Origin of the sequence: Candidatus Spongiisocius sp., assembly GCF_965221825.1 — a bacterium.
Lineage (GTDB): Bacteria > Actinomycetota > Acidimicrobiia > Spongiisociales > Spongiisociaceae > Spongiisocius.
On record NZ_OZ244917.1, the window covers coordinates 779,000 to 794,500 of the forward strand.

The 15,501-nt window shown below is 66.3% G+C and carries 17 protein-coding genes; 14 read left to right on the top strand and 3 right to left on the bottom strand.

All coding sequences use genetic code 11. The features are described 5' to 3' along the window. Positions 1-308: 308 nt before the first annotated feature. From ACOQPD_RS03660 to ACOQPD_RS03725, 14 genes are all read left to right on the top strand, one after another. Positions 309-1,127 (top strand): ABC transporter ATP-binding protein, encoded by an 819-nt coding sequence (locus ACOQPD_RS03660; protein WP_420613547.1) that lies wholly within the window; start codon positions 309-311, stop codon positions 1,125-1,127. Then, positions 1,124-1,804 carry a heme exporter protein CcmB gene (locus ACOQPD_RS03665; protein ID WP_420613548.1) on the top strand — a complete coding sequence of 227 codons (681 nt, stop codon included), beginning with the start codon at positions 1,124-1,126 and terminating at the stop codon, positions 1,802-1,804. Before ACOQPD_RS03660 ends, ACOQPD_RS03665 begins: the two co-directional genes overlap by 4 nt. Positions 1,805-1,868: 64 nt before the next feature. Next, complete coding sequence (ccsA, locus tag ACOQPD_RS03670; protein ID WP_420613549.1) at positions 1,869-2,630, top strand: cytochrome c biogenesis protein CcsA; 762 nt, start codon at positions 1,869-1,871, stop codon at positions 2,628-2,630. Between the two features lie 105 nt (positions 2,631-2,735). Next, positions 2,736-3,155, top strand: coding sequence for a cytochrome c maturation protein CcmE (locus tag ACOQPD_RS03675; protein ID WP_420613550.1), 420 nt, complete (start codon positions 2,736-2,738; stop codon positions 3,153-3,155). Beyond that, positions 3,152-5,179, top strand: coding sequence for a heme lyase CcmF/NrfE family subunit (locus ACOQPD_RS03680; protein WP_420613551.1), 2,028 nt, complete (start codon positions 3,152-3,154; stop codon positions 5,177-5,179). Before ACOQPD_RS03675 ends, ACOQPD_RS03680 begins: the two co-directional genes overlap by 4 nt. Then, entirely contained in the window at positions 5,172-5,570 is a 399-nt protein-coding gene (locus tag ACOQPD_RS03685; RefSeq protein ID WP_420613552.1) for a cytochrome c-type biogenesis protein, read from the top strand. Before ACOQPD_RS03680 ends, ACOQPD_RS03685 begins: the two co-directional genes overlap by 8 nt. Further along, positions 5,563-6,333 carry a tetratricopeptide repeat protein gene (locus ACOQPD_RS03690; RefSeq protein ID WP_420613553.1) on the top strand — a complete coding sequence of 257 codons (771 nt, stop codon included), beginning with the start codon at positions 5,563-5,565 and terminating at the stop codon, positions 6,331-6,333. The genes ACOQPD_RS03685 and ACOQPD_RS03690 overlap by 8 nt, the downstream gene beginning before the upstream one ends. Then, entirely contained in the window at positions 6,330-6,929 is a 600-nt protein-coding gene (locus ACOQPD_RS03695) for a TlpA family protein disulfide reductase (protein WP_420613554.1), read from the top strand. Before ACOQPD_RS03690 ends, ACOQPD_RS03695 begins: the two co-directional genes overlap by 4 nt. A gap of 139 nt (positions 6,930-7,068) precedes the next feature. After that, positions 7,069-8,349 (top strand): sensor histidine kinase, encoded by a 1,281-nt coding sequence (locus tag ACOQPD_RS03700; RefSeq protein ID WP_420613555.1) that lies wholly within the window; start codon positions 7,069-7,071, stop codon positions 8,347-8,349. A 198-nt stretch (positions 8,350-8,547) separates the two neighbouring features. Then, positions 8,548-9,744 carry a substrate-binding domain-containing protein gene (locus tag ACOQPD_RS03705; RefSeq protein WP_420613556.1) on the top strand — a complete coding sequence of 399 codons (1,197 nt, stop codon included), beginning with the start codon at positions 8,548-8,550 and terminating at the stop codon, positions 9,742-9,744. Beyond that, on the top strand, positions 9,741-10,808 hold the full coding sequence (locus ACOQPD_RS03710) for an ABC transporter substrate-binding protein (protein ID WP_420613557.1): 1,068 nt from the start codon (positions 9,741-9,743) through the stop codon (positions 10,806-10,808). Before ACOQPD_RS03705 ends, ACOQPD_RS03710 begins: the two co-directional genes overlap by 4 nt. Positions 10,809-10,927: 119 nt before the next feature. Continuing rightward, the gene (locus tag ACOQPD_RS03715; protein ID WP_420613558.1) at positions 10,928-11,710 is read left to right on the top strand and encodes a nucleoside phosphorylase; all 783 of its coding nucleotides are present in this window, start codon (positions 10,928-10,930) and stop codon (positions 11,708-11,710) included. After that, positions 11,707-12,513, top strand: a complete 807-nt coding sequence (locus ACOQPD_RS03720) for an ABC transporter ATP-binding protein (protein WP_420613559.1) — start codon at positions 11,707-11,709, stop codon at positions 12,511-12,513. Before ACOQPD_RS03715 ends, ACOQPD_RS03720 begins: the two co-directional genes overlap by 4 nt. Before the next feature lie 8 nt (positions 12,514-12,521). Beyond that, complete coding sequence (locus ACOQPD_RS03725; protein WP_420613560.1) at positions 12,522-13,307, top strand: ABC transporter permease; 786 nt, start codon at positions 12,522-12,524, stop codon at positions 13,305-13,307. Positions 13,308-13,492: 185 nt separating this feature from the next. Here ACOQPD_RS03725 and ACOQPD_RS03730 read toward each other — a convergent pair whose 3' ends face one another. The 3 genes from ACOQPD_RS03730 to trpD all read right to left on the bottom strand — a co-directional run bounded on the left by ACOQPD_RS03730 (position 13,493) and on the right by trpD (position 15,349). Next, positions 13,493-13,777 carry a hypothetical protein gene (locus ACOQPD_RS03730; protein WP_420613561.1) on the bottom strand — a complete coding sequence of 95 codons (285 nt, stop codon included), beginning with the start codon at positions 13,775-13,777 and terminating at the stop codon, positions 13,493-13,495. Positions 13,778-13,795: 18 nt separating this feature from the next. Further along, complete coding sequence (locus tag ACOQPD_RS03735; protein WP_420613562.1) at positions 13,796-14,242, bottom strand: hypothetical protein; 447 nt, start codon at positions 14,240-14,242, stop codon at positions 13,796-13,798. Positions 14,243-14,314: 72 nt separating this feature from the next. Continuing rightward, a complete protein-coding gene (gene trpD / locus ACOQPD_RS03740) occupies positions 14,315-15,349 on the bottom strand; it encodes an anthranilate phosphoribosyltransferase (protein WP_420613563.1) in 1,035 nt (344 codons plus the stop codon). Positions 15,350-15,501 lie beyond the last annotated feature (152 nt).

Here is a 15,501-nt window from a genome sequence, read left to right on the forward strand (position 1 = left end):
GCGGGCGGGGCTGGTTCCGTGATTTTCGCGATCTACGTTACTTAGCTTGAAGCAGAGAAGCATTCAGGGGGATAGTGATAAGGTGGGGTGGGGAAGGGGGATTCCGGTCGGAGGGCATTGCCCGTCGGACGGGACTTGGTCTGATAACCATTGAGCGTAGAGGCGCTGCGGTTCGACTCCGCTGCCCTCCGCTGTCTCCCTTCCCCATAACCCCGACAGGAACACCCTAGCCAAGGGGGTTCTGTTCGGTACAGGACACCCCCAACTTCAGGCACCTGGTCCGCAGCGGATCCGCGATCGATGCGCTCGTGGTCGCATTGGCAGAGCCGGGTGGCACCGGGCTCACCTCCGACCTGGCCGATCTGCACTCCCTGGCGGCGCACGCGAGCGACGTCCTCATCGAGAGGATTCGGGGCTCCGTCCGAGAGCGAAGCCAGTGGACGGCAAGCCGGCAACCGGGCTATACACTCAGCGCCGTGAACTCCCCACCCCTGGTCCGTTGCGCCGGCGTCGGGTACGCCACCGCCGGGTCGGTAGTCCTCGACGGGGTCGATCTGACCATCAACGCCAGGGACGTCATCGGCGTCAGCGGGCCCAACGGAGCCGGCAAGACCACTTTGCTGCGCCTGCTGGCCACCTTGCACCGGCCCAGCTCCGGCAGCTGTACGGTGCTCGGCGTCGACGCCGGCGCCAGATCCGGAGACCTGGTGCCGGTCCGGCGCGAGATCGCCCTGATCGGCCACTTCCCCGCCATCTGGCCCGAGCTGACCCTCCGGGAGAACGTAGACCTACCGGCCGGACTGCGGCCCTACCCGGCTGGTGGGGATCCCCTCCACGCCGTCGGGCTGGCAGGCGTGGCGGGACTGAAGGCCGCGCACGCTTCCCTGGGGATGCAGCGCCGGGTGGAGTTCGCCCGCCTCCTCAGCTGGACTCCGCGACTGCTCCTCCTGGACGAACCCCATGCCGGCCTGGACGAAGCCACCGGCCCGCTGGTCGACCATCTGGTCTCCCGGGTCACCGACCGGGACGGCGCCGTGGTGATGGTCTCGCACGACCGCATCAGGGCGGGGTCGCTACTCACCCGCAGGATGTCGGTGACCGCCGGAACCGTCCGCGAGGCGCCATGACGGTCCGTGCCTTCTGGGAACAGGTGGGATGGGTCTTCGCCAAGGACCTGCGGGTCGAGGTCCGGGGCGGGACGACGCTGCGGATGGCAACCCCGTTCGCCGCCCTCGCTCTCCTCCTGGCGCCACTCGCCACCGGCACCGATACCGCCCTACTCCGCCGGATCGGACCGGGGGTGCTCTGGCTGGTGGTGATCCTGTTCGGGATGACGGTTGCCCTACGGTCCGATGCCGGTGAGTCCGGCCCGGTCAGGGACCTGCTCACGCTGAGCGGCCTCGACCCCGCCGCCGGCTTCCTAGGGCGGAGCCTGGCGAGCGCCGTCCTGCTGCTCGGCGTGACCCTGGTGCTCGCCCCGCTGATGATCGTCCTGTACGCACCGGAGGGAAGGCCGGGCTGGGGATGGCTGGCATTGCTGACGATCGCGGGGGTAACAGCGCTCGGGCTCCTGGGATCGCTGGTGAGCGCGCTGGTCACCGGCCTGCGGGCGCGCACCGCGCTCGGGCCGTTGCTGGCGATACCCCCGGCCGTTCCGGTCCTCCTGGCCACCACCCGTGGGACAGATTCCGCCATCTCCCAACGGGGTAGCCTTTCCTGGTTGCTCCTGCTGGTGGCCATGAATCTCGCCCTCGTCATAGTCGGCGTGCTACTGGCGGGGCCCATGGACGAGACCACCCGGTAAGGACACGCGTCATGGCACCATCTCCCCGGCCGCACGCAGCCCGACCTGAGAGCGACCGGATCCGATGACCGGCCCGGCCGCCGCTGTCCGTCCGAGGTCCCGGGTCATTGCCGCTACCGGCGTGGCGGCGCTGTGCCTGATGGTGGTCGGCCTCTACATGTCGGTGACCGCCCCGGATGAGGAAACCCAGGGAGAGGCCGCCCGACTGCTGTTCGTCCACGTCCCGTCCGCGATCACCGCCTACATCGCTCTCGGTACCGGCCTGGCGGCGGCGGCCTGGTACCTGATCCGCCGCTCCTCCGCGGCCGACCTGGTGTCGGCGGCCGCGATCGAGGTCGGGGTGCTGTTCACAGCCATCACCCTGCTCACCGGCATGATCTGGGGACGCTTCGTCTGGGGCGTCTGGTGGGACTGGGGAGACGCCCGGATGGTGTCCACCGCGGTGCTGTTCTTCTTCTACCTGGGGTACCTGGCCCTGCGCCGGTCGATCATGGACGCTCGGGTCCGGGCGGTTCGCTGCGCCGTGCTGGGGATCGTCGGATTCGTGCAGGTGCCGATCGTGCACTACTCGGTGCTGTGGTTCCGGACCCTCCACCAGGGTCCCTCCATCATCCGTCCCGACCTGGCCAACAGCACCATGGACGCCGCCTTCGTCGCGCCTTTGGGCGCCGTGCTGGCCGCCTTCGTGGTCACCCTCGCGTACCTGATGCTGGTCCGGGTTCGCATCGCCCGCCTCGAGGCGGCGGTCGCCCGGTCGGCAACCACATCTCAGCCGGTTGGCGCGTCGGTTGACCCTCCGCGGATCGGAGGCCGGGATGGCGGGTAGCTGGGTGCTGTTCGGCTACCTGGTCGCCTACGGGGTGCTGGCGATCTACGCGGCCCGCCTGGCGTTCCGCCTTGTGCGGCTCGGCCGGCGGCCTCCCCCGGAGACATGAGCCGTCGCCACATCCTGATCCCGGCCGGGGCGCTCCTGGCGATCGTGGCTGGCTTCCTGGTGTGGGGGGGCCTCACGGAAAACGTCGTCTACTACCTGACACCCTCGGAAGCGGTCGAACAGCGAGCCGGCCAGGAGCCCGGCTACCGGTTCCGTCTGGGGGGCCTGGTCGAGGCGGATTGGATGCAGGGGACCGATGACGGGGTCCACTTCATCGTCGGGGACGGCGACGCATCGATACCCGTGGAGCACGCCGGTGCTGTCCCCCAGCTGTTCCGCACCGGAGTTGGGGTGGTCGTCGAGGGGGCCTGGGACGGTGACGTATTCCGGTCGGACACCTTGCTGATCAACCACGACGAGCAGTACCGGGCCGTGGACGGCGAGGGCACCTACCAGGTACCGACCAGCCGGCCATGATCGCCTGGCTGGGACTCGGCTCGATCCTGGTCGCTCTAGGGGCGGCGGCGGCAGTGGCCTGGAGGGGACTGCCCGCCCTGGCAGGTCGGGCCGCCGTGCCGATGGAGCGGATGAAGCGTCCCGTGATGTGGCTCCTCGGCGGAGCCGCGGCCGCCATGCTGGTGCTGGAGATCGGCCTCCTGGCCGGTGACTTCTCCATCGCCTACATCGCCGACAACCATCGGGCCGGAACCCCCCTGATCTTCACGATCGCCGCCGGATGGGCCGCGCTCGAGGGCTCGATCGTCCTGTGGGGGCTGGTGCTGGCCGCCTTCACCGGAGCGGCCTTCCGCTCCATGTACCGGCGCGACCACCCGCTGGCCGGAGGGACCCTGTCCGTGCTGGGGATGCTGGCCGTCTTCTGGTTCGGCCTGATGGCCACGGTCGCCAACCCCTTCGCGGTCTGCACCGCCGCGGCCGATGCCGCCGGGTGCGCCGTGTCGGGTTGGGCGCCGTGGTCGGTCGTCGACCTTCCCGGCGCCGGGCGGGGCGCGAATCCCCTGCTCCAGAACCACATCCTGATGGCCGTCCACCCGCCCGTCCTGTACGTGGGATACGTGGGCTTTTCGGTGCCGTTCGCGGTCGGGATGGCCTCGCTGGCCACCGTCGACCAGGGTGAGACCTGGCTCCGGACCACCCGCACCTGGACGCTCACCGCTTGGGCCTTTCTCACCGCCGGCATCGTACTGGGCGCCTGGTGGAGCTACGAGGTGCTGGGCTGGGGCGGCTACTGGGCCTGGGATCCGGTCGAGAACGCCTCCTTCATCCCGTGGTTGCTGGCCACCGCATTCATCCACTCGTCGGTGGTCCAGCTACGCCGCGGCGTGCTCCAGTCCTGGAACTACGTGCTCGTGATAGGCGCCTTCGCAGCCACCATTCTCGGAACATTCCTTACCCGCTCGGGCGTGATCGCCTCGGTGCACAGCTTCACCCAATCGTCCATCGGCCCGGTCCTGCTGGCGTTCCTGGCGGTGATCCTGGCCGGGTCCCTGGCCTTGTTCGCCACCCGCATCCATCTCGTGGGCAGCGCTCCCCGCCTCGACTCGCTCGCCAGCCGGGAAGGCGCCTTCCTGCTCAACAACCTGCTCCTGGCCGTGTTCGCCTTCGTGGTGCTCTCGGGCACCCTGTTCCCGCTGGCCGTGGAAGCCTTCCAGGGCAGCACGGTGGGCGTGGGCCGGCCGTTCTTCGACCGGTGGGCCGTACCGCTCTCCTACTGCCTGATCCTGGCCATGGGCATCGGCCCCGTCACGCCATTCCGGGTGGCGCGCCGCCAGGTGTTGTGGGAGCGGTTGCGGACGCCGGTGCGGGTCGCCCTCGGGCTGGCAGGCCTGCTGGTTCTCCTGGTCAGCCGCAACCGGCACGTGATCGTGGTGGTCCTGCTGGCGGTCTTCGTGGTCACCGCCATCGTCCGGCACCTGGCAGTGCTCGCACGCAGGCGGGCCAGGGCAGCACACGGAGGATCGATGGCCGCGGTGGGGTACCTGATGAGACGCGATCCCGGCTACTGGGGCGGCCAGATCTCGCACATCGGGGTGGCCATCCTGGCGGTGGGGATCGCGGTGTCTGCCAACCTCTCCGCCTCGGGGTCCATCGCCCTGAGCCCGGGCGAGACCACTTCCTTCGCCGGCTACGAGATCACCTACCGGACCCCGTTCTCGCGCGCCGAGCCGAACCGGGACGTCCTGGGCGCCCGCCTGGACGTGTCACGAGGCGGTGAGGCCGTAACCGTGCTGGCTCCGAGCCTCAACAGCTACGGCAACGGCGTGCCTCCGGTCGTCACGCCCGCGGTGTACTCGACGCCGCGGGGAGACCTGTATGTCTCGCTTACCAGGCTCGACAGCTCGGGAATCGTGGCCGACATATGGAGCTACCCGCTCCAGTGGATGGTATGGCTGGGCGGGCTGGTGACCGCCGCGGGCGCCGGCTTCTCGCTCTCGTCCGTGGCGGGCCGGAGGAGGCGAACCGTGGGAGCCGGCCGTGGCTGACCGCCGTGCCATCCTGGCCGGCGCCGCGACCTTGATCCTGGCCGGGGTCGTCGGATGGGGCCTGGTGGTGGGTGAGCCGAGCGACCGGGACCGGGTGGAGGCGCTCGGCGCCAGGATTCGGTGTCCGGTCTGCCAGGGGGAATCGATAGTCGACTCCCCCACGCCCTATGCCAACGACATCCTCGGGTTCGTGGAGGAGAAGGTGGACGAGGGCTGGAGCGACGAGCAGATCCTGGACTACCTCGAGGCCAGGTTCGAGGGCATCCGACTTGACCCCCGCTTCTCGGGCACGACGGTGTTGCTCTGGGTACTGCCGGCCGGCGTGGCCATCGCCGGCGCCTGGCTGGCCGCTCGGCGCCTGATCCGGCGGCCGGAGCCCGTCGATGGCTGACGGGCTACCAGCAGGCCGGCGGCGAGCCCTGATCGAGGCGGACATCCGGGATGTCCACCGGCAGCTGGCCGAGGAGGAGCTCGACGCCGCGACAGCCCGGCGGCTGATCGAGCGGTACCGGCAGGAACTGGACTCCATCGAGGCCGGGACAGAGGACGCATCCCCGGAGCAGGCAACGCCCGGTCGATCCGGGAGGCGCACGACCGGGACGTTGCTCCTGATCGGCGCCGTGATCGCGGTTTCCGTGACCGCATACCTGGCAATCCGGCCGAGGGAGGGGGGCTTCGTTACCGGCAACACCGAGACACAGGTAGACCTTTCGGAGGTGACCAACGAGCAGATGGAAGCGGTCATCGCCGCCAACCCCGATGTGCCCGGGGTAGCCGCCATGCGGCTCAGTCTCGCCGACCGGTACTTCGAGGCCGGCGAGTTCTCCAATGCCCTCCCCCACTACCTGGGAGCGTTGGAAGGGACCCTGGACCTCACCCGCCGGTCACGCGCCCTCGCAAGAGTCGGCTGGATGAGCTTCGAGTCGGGCAATGCCGGGATCGCCCGATCCTACCTGGAAGAAGCCCTGGCCACCGATGACGGCTACTCGGAGGCCCACCTGTTCCTCGGGTTGCTGCTGCTGGCCGAGCAGGACGCGCCAGGCGCCCTGGAACACCTCGAACCCCTGCTGGACGAGGACCTCCCCGATGGCATCCGGGAGGCGATCGAGGAGAGAATCACCGAGGCCCGGCGGATGTTGGGGTCCGGAGGATGAGCCCCCGCGGGCGCTACCTGCTGGTGGCCGGGCTGGTGGTCGTCGGCCTGGCGGTATCCGTTTTCGCCGCCCGGTTCGGGGACGGCGGCGGCCAGGGTGGTTCGCCGGTCGTAGGCGCGGCGGTTCCCGACCTGACCCTCCCCTACCTGGACGCTGAGGGTTCCCTGAGCCTGGCGGAACTGAGCGGCTCGCAGGATGTGGTCGTGGTCAACTTCTTCGCCTCCTGGTGCCTGCAATGCCGGAACGAGCACGCCGACCTCATCTCGACGGCCGACGCCTACCGGGACCGATCGGTACGGTTCCTGGGGATTGCCTTCCAGGACGATCCGGCCCGCGCCATCGCCTTCCTCGACGAGCTGGGCCGGGGGGAGACCACCTCCTACCTATCGGATCCAGGCTCCCGCGCCGCCATCGAGTTCGGTATCTTCGGCGTCCCCGAGACAGTCTTCATCTCCGGCGGCAGGATCGTGGGCAAGTTCCTCGGCGAGACCGACGCCCTCATCCTCAGCCAAGCCCTGGAGCGGCTCCTATCCGGCCAGCCGATCGACTCCCGGCAGGTCGGCGAGTTCCGCCAGACGCCCGACGGAGAGTCGTAGACCCGTCCTCGCCGCCCGCTACTCCGGTGGCCGCGCGCATAGTCTTGGGGCACGAGCACCGGACTGCGATGTCCGGTTGCGCCCGAACGGGGCATCGGCCGGGCAGAACCGATACTCTCCGAAGCGGGGGGAACTACAGATGAGCGATCAGAGACCGCCAGAACAGCGGATTGACAGCAACGACCCCTTAGGGATGTCCCGGTTCAGCATCCGGCGCTACTCGATCCAGCATTTCGTTCTGATCCTGCTGGTCAACGTGCTGCTGGTGACGCTGACCGTCGCCGCAATCCAGTGGGGCAATCCGGTGCTGGTAGTCCTGTCGACTACCACAATGGTCATCGCCTGGGTCAAGACGGTCCTGGTTGTCTGGGTGGGTATGCGTGCCGTGGAGGTTGAGATCTGGACCAGACGGCTCGGTATGGGGGACTTCGACTACCGCATCGAGCCGCGGGGCAACGACGAAATCTCCAAGGCTTGTGAAGCGTTGGAGACGTTGCGGCTCCGTTCGATCGAGGTCGTGAGGCTGCAACTCGTGGAGCGGCTCAGTGCCGAGTTGGCCACAGCCAACGCCGACTTGGAAACCCGGAACCTGGAACTAGATCGGACTCTGTCCCAACTCCGCGAGGCGCAGGACCAGTTGGTTGCCCAGCAGAAGCTGCGGGAGATGGTTGATCTGGCCTCCGGGGTGGCCCATGAGATCAGGAACCCGCTGAATTTCGTAGCCAACTTCACCGACGGATCTGCAGAACTCCTGGATGAACTTATGGAGGCTCTGAGCCGTGACGACCGGGATGATGACGAGATCGAGGGGATCAGCAAGGAAATCCGGACCAACATGGACTACATCCGGAGGAACCTGGGCCGGGCCGACCGGGTAATACAGGGCATGATCGACCTCGGAAACGTCAAAGGCGCGTGGCAGGAGGTCAACCTGAACCGGTTGGTGCGGCAAGCTGTGCGGGCCGCGGAGGATGCCTACATCGCCGACGGCGGTGGGAAGCCCCTGGTAGACGTGCGGGAGGACCCGGCTGATCCGAAATGTCTGGCCGTCCCCGAAGGCTTGGCATTGGCGGTCATGTGCCTGGTCCAGAACTCCATCGAAGCCGTGGCCGCCGGTGAGCGGCCCGACGCACCGATCACCGTGTCCGTCGAGGCCGACGAAGACCGGATCGATGTGATCGTCAAAGACGAAGGCTGCGGTATGACCCAGGAAGTGCTGCAGAACGTCATGACGCCCTTCTACACCACCAGGCAGGGCGACAACCAGGGGGCGGGCTTGGGCCTGCCCCAGGCCGCGGAGGTAGCCCGCGCCCACGGCGGCAACATCGAGATCTCGTCGACACCCGGAAAGGGCACCACCGTAACTCTCACCCTGAGCATGCAGCCCACCCCGGCCGGCACCGAGGAGCCTTTCTCGTAACGACACGATGGGGGTTGCCTCCCTCCCGTAACCGATAATCACAAGTTTGTAAGTTCCAACCGAGCCCGCGTCAACCTCCTCGGCTCACCGATTCCAGGTCTCATCCTGGAACCGGGGATGCCACCCCACCCAGCTCAGTCTCCACGAAGGCTATCCGTTAGGGGTTGCTCTAGATATCTAGATGTGTATACTTCTTTTATGGACAAGACACCTCCATTGGATCTGCTGGTCGTAGATCGGATCAATATCGACCGAGGTAGTCGGGTGTCGCTGGCCGCTCAGATCGCTCGGCAACTGACACGGCTGATCGCCACCGGTGTCTTGCAACCCGGCTCTGTCCTGCCGGCTATGGGCCACCTGGCGGAGCACTTGGGTGTCAATGTCCACACGGTGCGGGCTGCCTATCGCCAACTGGTCGAGGACGGGTTGGTCTCCATGCAGCGGGGATCCCGAACCCTCGTGCTGGGTTACGACAGGGAACTGGCGTGGTCTCGTAAAGAGGATCGCGAGTCGAGTTTCACCATCGGTGTGATGGTGCCGTCCTTCACCGACTATTACGCAGAGTTCCTTGAGGCTGTTTCGAACGGGTCGGAGATCGAGGGTTGGTTGCCCGTCTTCTGCCGGACTCGTCACTACGACTCGAGCGTCGTCTCACGAGACGTCGATCAGTTGCTCAGCCGGAACGTGGACGGGATCATCGTGATCCACTTCGACCGACCGGATGACAGGACGGCCGCCATCTTCAGATCGGCGTCCGCCCTTCGACCTGTCGTGTTTGTTGACAGTAATAGCGCAGACTGCGGCTCCCGGATCGTGGTCGATGAGGCCATGGCAGGCCACCGGGCTGTCGATCACCTGATCGGGCACGGTCACCGCCAGATCGGGATCATCGATCCCGCGGCCGGATGGGGGACATCAAGGTTCGTCAGGGGATCGTCCCGGGCTCTCTCGGCTGCCGGTGTACCGCTCAGCAACCAGGTGGTGGTGGCTGCTTCGGACTGGAGCCTGGAAGCAGGAGCCAAGGCTGCCGTCCAACTTCTGGACTGCGAGTCCCCGCCGACCGCCATCTTCTGTGCTGGGGATGTCCTCGCCCTGGGGGCGATCACCGCGGTGAAGGAACTTGGAGCGCGGGTGCCCGGCGATGTCGCAGTGATGGGTTACGGCGAGATCCCGTTCGCCGCGCTGGCCGCGCCGTCCTTATCCACGACCCGTCTTCCTGCCCACGACCTGGGCTACGAGGCGGTCCGGACGCTCCGCCGGGCTATCGATACGGGAGAGTCCCAACCTGCGGTCACCGTTGAGACCAGTCTGATCCTTCGCGAGTCCTGCAACTGCACCGACGGGGCCGGCGCTGGACCACCACCGGCATCCGATAACTGGAGGGAGACATCATGAGAATCACAAGTCACACAAGGTCCTGGCTGGTCGTGTTCGTGGCAGCCGCAATGGTCACCGCCGCATGCGGGACCGACGACAGCCCGACAACGACATCCGCTGCTCCAGAAACTACATCCGCTCCGACGACCACACCGACCCCAACGACCACGCCGCCACCCGAGCCTGTCCCAGTATCGCTCCGGCTGCCGTGGTTTCTGGGTTCCCAGTTCGCCGGGGAACTCGTAGCCCAGGATAAGGGCTTCTTCGCCGACGAGGGCCTGGATGTCACCATCAACCCGGGCGGGTTCGACACCAACAGCATCACGCTCGTAGCCGCCGGGACCGACACGTTCGGGTTGCACGACATGAACTCGTTGGTGTTCGCCGCTTCCGAGGGTATCCCGCTGGTCACCGCAGCCGCCTTTTTGCAAAAACACCCGGGCGCGGTCATGGCGCGCGCCGACTCGGGAATCGAGACCCTTGAGGACTTCGCTGGGACGACTATCGGCTTCCAGGAGGGCGGCCCATGGATGCTGACCCAAGCGATGCTGGTCAAGAACGGTGTGGATCTCGATTCCGTCGATACGATGACAGTCGGGTTCGACCTGACACCCTTGTTCGAAGGGGACATTGATCTGGTGACCGTCTTCGCGACGAATGAGCCGATCGTGGCCGGGCTGCAAGGGGTCGACACAAACGTGTGGGTTCCATTCGACTTCGGGGTGGAAACTTCGGCTAATGCGCTGTTCACGACCAAGGACTACCTCGAGCAGAACCCCGACGTTGTCTGCGGGATGGTCAGAGCCATTGCCCGCGGCTGGGAGTATGCCCACCAGAATCCGGACGAGACAACGGATATCGTCGTTGCCTCCGACCCGGACAATCTCGACCGGGAAACACAGCGGCTGATCCTGGATGTCACCCTGGCTCACGTACGCACACCGGAAGCGATCGAGAACGGAATGGGGTTCATGACGGCGGACCGTTGGCAGACCGTGGTCGAAGTTCTCCAGACCTATGGCGGGTTGACGGCTGACGTGGACGTGAGTGGTCTGTTCACCGGCGCCTGCTTCTCCTCCTGACCCGCACTCAAGGGGCCCCCGCCCGGGCGATCCCTTCGGCGCCGACCTCCCCGGCGCCGGGACGATTGGGTCCCCCTCCCCAAGGGGGGGACCCTCATCCCTCCACGAAAGGACGAGTCATGGACCTGTTCGACAACACCGCAGGTAATGCGGACAAGATGCAATATCACCTGCGCGTCAAACCTGGCGATGTGGCTGACTACGTACTGTTGCCCGGGGATCCGGGAAGAGTGCTCTTGATCGCCGAACACATCGACGAACCCAAAGACGTCGCGTACCACCGGGAATACCGGACTGTGACCGGCGCATATCAAGGTATCCCCGTGAGTGGCACATCCACCGGAATCGGCTGCCCATCGGCCTCGATCGCTGTCGAGGAACTGGCAAACGTGGGTGTGTCACATTTCATCCGGGTCGGAAGCAGTGCGGCATTCGTGCCGGGGATCCGGAAGGGCGACATCCTGATCAATGTCGCATCCAAGCGGGAAGACGGAACCACCGCCACCCTGGTCGATGACGGATTCCCCGCCGTGGCGGATCACTTCCTCACGGCGGCTCTGATCGAAGCAGGCCAGGCTCTCAGCCAGGAACGCGGCTTCGGCTTGTACATCGGCATCAACGCCTCGGCCGACGCGTTCTACGCAGAGACCGAGGACCGGGTAAAGAACCGGATGAGACAGAGAATCTTGAACATTGAGATGGAAAGCGCCGCGATCTTCACGATCGCGCACCTCCGCGGTCTAAAAGCAGCGTCCGTTTGTGCGGTCTCGTACAACTACACGGCACCTGAGGAGATTGACTACACAGGAGCAAACGAAGCACTTATCGGCGGTTGGCACAACGCCATAGACGTAGCGCTCGAAGGCATCAGAAGATACGAGGCCAAGAAACAGGGGTCATGAGCCGACCATCTGGCGGGTCAGGCATCGTTCTCAACAAGGTAGGGATGAGATTCGGTGGATACAACCCGGTTGTCGCCCTCAAGGACATTGACCTCGTAATCCCAACCGGCGAGTTCATGGCGGTCGTCGGCCCCTCAGGGTGCGGCAAATCGACCCTGCTGCGTCTCGTTTCGGGTCTGCTTGACCCCACGAGCGGCACCATCTCTGTTCACGGCAAGACCCCTGAACAAGCGCGGCGAGATGTCGAGTTCGGGTTCGTCTTCCAAGACCCCGTGCTGTTCCCGTGGCTGCGAGCGTTAGGCAACGTTCTGCTGCCCAACAGGATTCTCGGCTCCCGCAATCCGGCACACAGTCCTCGAACCGAGCATCTGGCACGCCGGCTGCTGAGCGACGTAGGCCTCGGCGGGTTCGAAGAGCACTACCCGTCACAGATGTCAGGGGGGATGCAGTCACGGGTTGCCCTCGCCCGAGCATTGATCTACCAGGCGTCCACCCTGTTGATGGACGAACCCTTCGGGGCACTGGACGAGTTCACGCGAGACCGTCTCAACCAGCAGCTACTCGATGTGTGGCACCAGGCGCAAGCGACGGTGATATTCGTGACTCACAGTATCCAAGAGGCCATATTCCTGGCCGACCGGGTCGCCGTACTGAGTCCCCGTCCGGGGCGCGTCGTTCGAGTCGCCCGGATCCCCTTCCCTCGACCCAGAGCACTTGACCTCCGCTACGAACCAGAGTTCGGGTCACTCGCGAGAGAGCTACGAGCCCTTCTAGAGACCGCCCCAACCACGGGGGCAGGGTGATCAGGACCATGCTTTCAAGGGAAGGTAGCGCCAGCAGTTGGAGAGGGGTAGTCCCGGCTGCGATTCTGGCGCTCCTAGCCCTCGTCGTATGGCAGATCGTCGTGATCGCAGCGGGCGTCCCCGCCTACATTGTGCCCAGCCCGACCGAGATCGGCAGAGAGTTGATCGCCAAGGGCCCCTCCCTCGTAGCCGACCTTGGATGGACAATGCTGGAAGCTGTCACCGGCTTCCTGATCGGAGGCGGGGTGGCCTTCGTCACGGCCGTAGTGTTCGTCCATGTCAGGATCGTCGAACGGGCCGCGTTCCCCTGGGCAATCGTCCTCCAGACCATCCCGATCGTCGCTATCGCGCCGCTCCTCACCATCTGGTTCGGATACACCCTCATCCCCAAGGTCGCAATCGCTGCCATCATCTGCTTCTTCCCCGTTCTCGTCAACACAACCCGCGGCCTGCGGTCCGTCAGCAGCCAGGCGATGGAATTGATGCGCGTCCTATCCGCCCGCAAAGCCTCGATCTTCTGGCGGTTGCGGCTCCCGAGCTCGCTGCCGTATGTCTTCGCCGGACTACGGGTCGCAGCAACCCTCTCTGTAATAGGCGCCATAGTGGCCGAATTCACCGGTGCGGACCGAGGCATCGGCTTCGTCATCGTGCAGGCCAGCTACCGGATCGACACCAGGCTCATGTTCGCTGCGATAACCCTTTCGTCCCTGGCCGGAATCGTGTTCTTCCACCTCATTGGGTGGATCGAGAGAGCCACCCTGCGCTGGCCCGAGGCCCGGCAACATGACAGCTAGGCAACGGCTGACAGGCCCGCATCCCGCCCAGAAGCGCAACGAAGAGCCCTCTTCGTCAAGAACTCGACGTTCTGAAGCAGCCTTTAGAGCGGACCCGCTCTGGGGTGATCGTGAAGTTGCCTCACGGCCTGCCGGGATCGCGACGCCGTTTACTGACTCGGGTGAGACCCGGGGGTTCTTCGCGGTCAGGCGATGGCGTCCGTGAAGAGCTGGCGGAGGTCCTGCTCGGGGAAGGAACCGAACCAACGCTTCACCTCGACGCCTCCCACCGTGAACACCCCGATGGGCTGGGAAGTCACCTCGAAGGCGGCGAACACCGACTGGTCCTCATCCAGCATCCAGCGGGTGGCCCCCGAGGTAAGGAACCCGCGGGCGGCGGATGCCGTCTTCTCGTGGGTTGAAGCCCAAGCGACCGCGATCACGTCAACCTCGCCGGCGAACTCGCCGGCCACATAATCGACGACGGGCAACTCCCGTCGACATGCCGGTCACCACTCGGCCCAGAACAGGTAGAGAACGGGGCGGGTGGCCTCGGTCGTGACGAAGGTTGTCCCATCCTCCAGTTCCAGCGTTAGGGCCGGCACGGGAGGTCCTTCGGGAACCGCAACGGGCTCAGTGGCCTGGGTCGTCTCGGGAACGGCGGCGGCCTCCGTGGCCGCGGTCGTCTCGGCAACGGCGGCAGTCGTAGGGGTCTCTACCGGCTCTTCCGGAGCTACGGTCGCGGTGGTGGCAGCGGGCGGATCCTCCGCAACGGTGGAGCCGGAAGCTGCGGTGGCAGCCGTTGTAACGGCCACGGCTTCCGAGGTGGTAACCGCTGAGGTGGTGGCCGGCTCCGCCGGTTCGGACACGACCTGCTCGCTCGATCCGCCTCCGCACGCTCCCAGGGCGATCGCGGCGGCCAGGACGGTACCCGCTACTCGATTACGGCCTTTCACACCCCGGATAATAAGCATCGAAGAGGCACAACCGTAAGCCATCCGGACGGATATCTCAGGTGAACGTCCGGATCAGCTCCCGGCCAACTCCCGGCTCCGAGCCACCACCCTGTCCAGAACGTCGCCGGCCGAGCCGTTGTCGATCGACGAGGCGGCTGCCCCAACCGCCTCGGCCAGGTCGTCCGTGAGGCCTGACGCAGCGATGGCAGCCGCCGCGTTCAGCAGGCAAACATCTCGAGGGGGACCGGGTTCGCCTTCCAGAACGCGGCGGGTGATGCCCGCGTTCACCTCGGCCGTCCCCCCTAGGAGTTCCGACACGGGCGCCGGTCGCAGACCCACCTCCTCGGGCGACACCTCGGTTCTGGACACCCGGCCGCCGTCCAGCCGCCAGACCACGGAAGGCCCGCTCAGGGTCAGCTCGTCAATGCCGTCGGAGCCGTGGAACACGAGGGCCCGCTCCGACCCTCTCAGACTCAGCACCCGGACCATGCGCTCGGCCATGCGCCCATCCGCCACCCCGAGCGCATACTTCCGCACCCCGGCCGGATTGCTCAACGGGCCCAGGAAGTTGAAGACCGTGGGAATACCGAGCTCCTTGCGGACCGGGCCGGCGAAGCGCATCGCCGGGTGGTAGACCGGCGCGAGGAAGAACGCGTAGCCCGTATCCAAGAACAGCCGGCGATTCCTCTCGGCCGGCAGGTCGATGATCACCCCCAGGGCCTCCAGCACGTCTGCCGAGCCGCACTTGGACGACATGGACCGGTTGCCGTGCTTGGCGATCGGTACGCCGGCGCCGGCCGCTACGAAGGAGGCTGTGGTGGAGATATTGAATGTGCCGGAACGGTCGCCTCCGGTTCCCACGATGTCCACGGGATCGGCGTCGCCGAGGTCGACCCGGACCGCCGCCTCCACCATGCCATCGACCAGGCCGCCCATCTCCTCCACCGTCTCTCCCTTGATACGGAGCGCGACGATCAGACCGGCGATCTGGGCGGGGGAGGCGAAGCCGCCCATTACCTGGCGCATGGCCTGGCGGGCCTGGGCCCGGTTCAGGTCGGCGCCTCGCGAAATCGTGCCCAGCACCTCTGACCAGGAGAAGTCCGTCATGGCGGGGAGCTTATCAGTGCTCGGGCCGACCGAGTCGGGGCGAGACCTGCCCTAGACCATTGGTCCCGTTACGGGTCCGCGGCCGGCCCGGACGCGGAAGGTACGGGGCCGGAAAGGACACCGACCCCGTACCTGTCAAAAGGCCTGAGGAG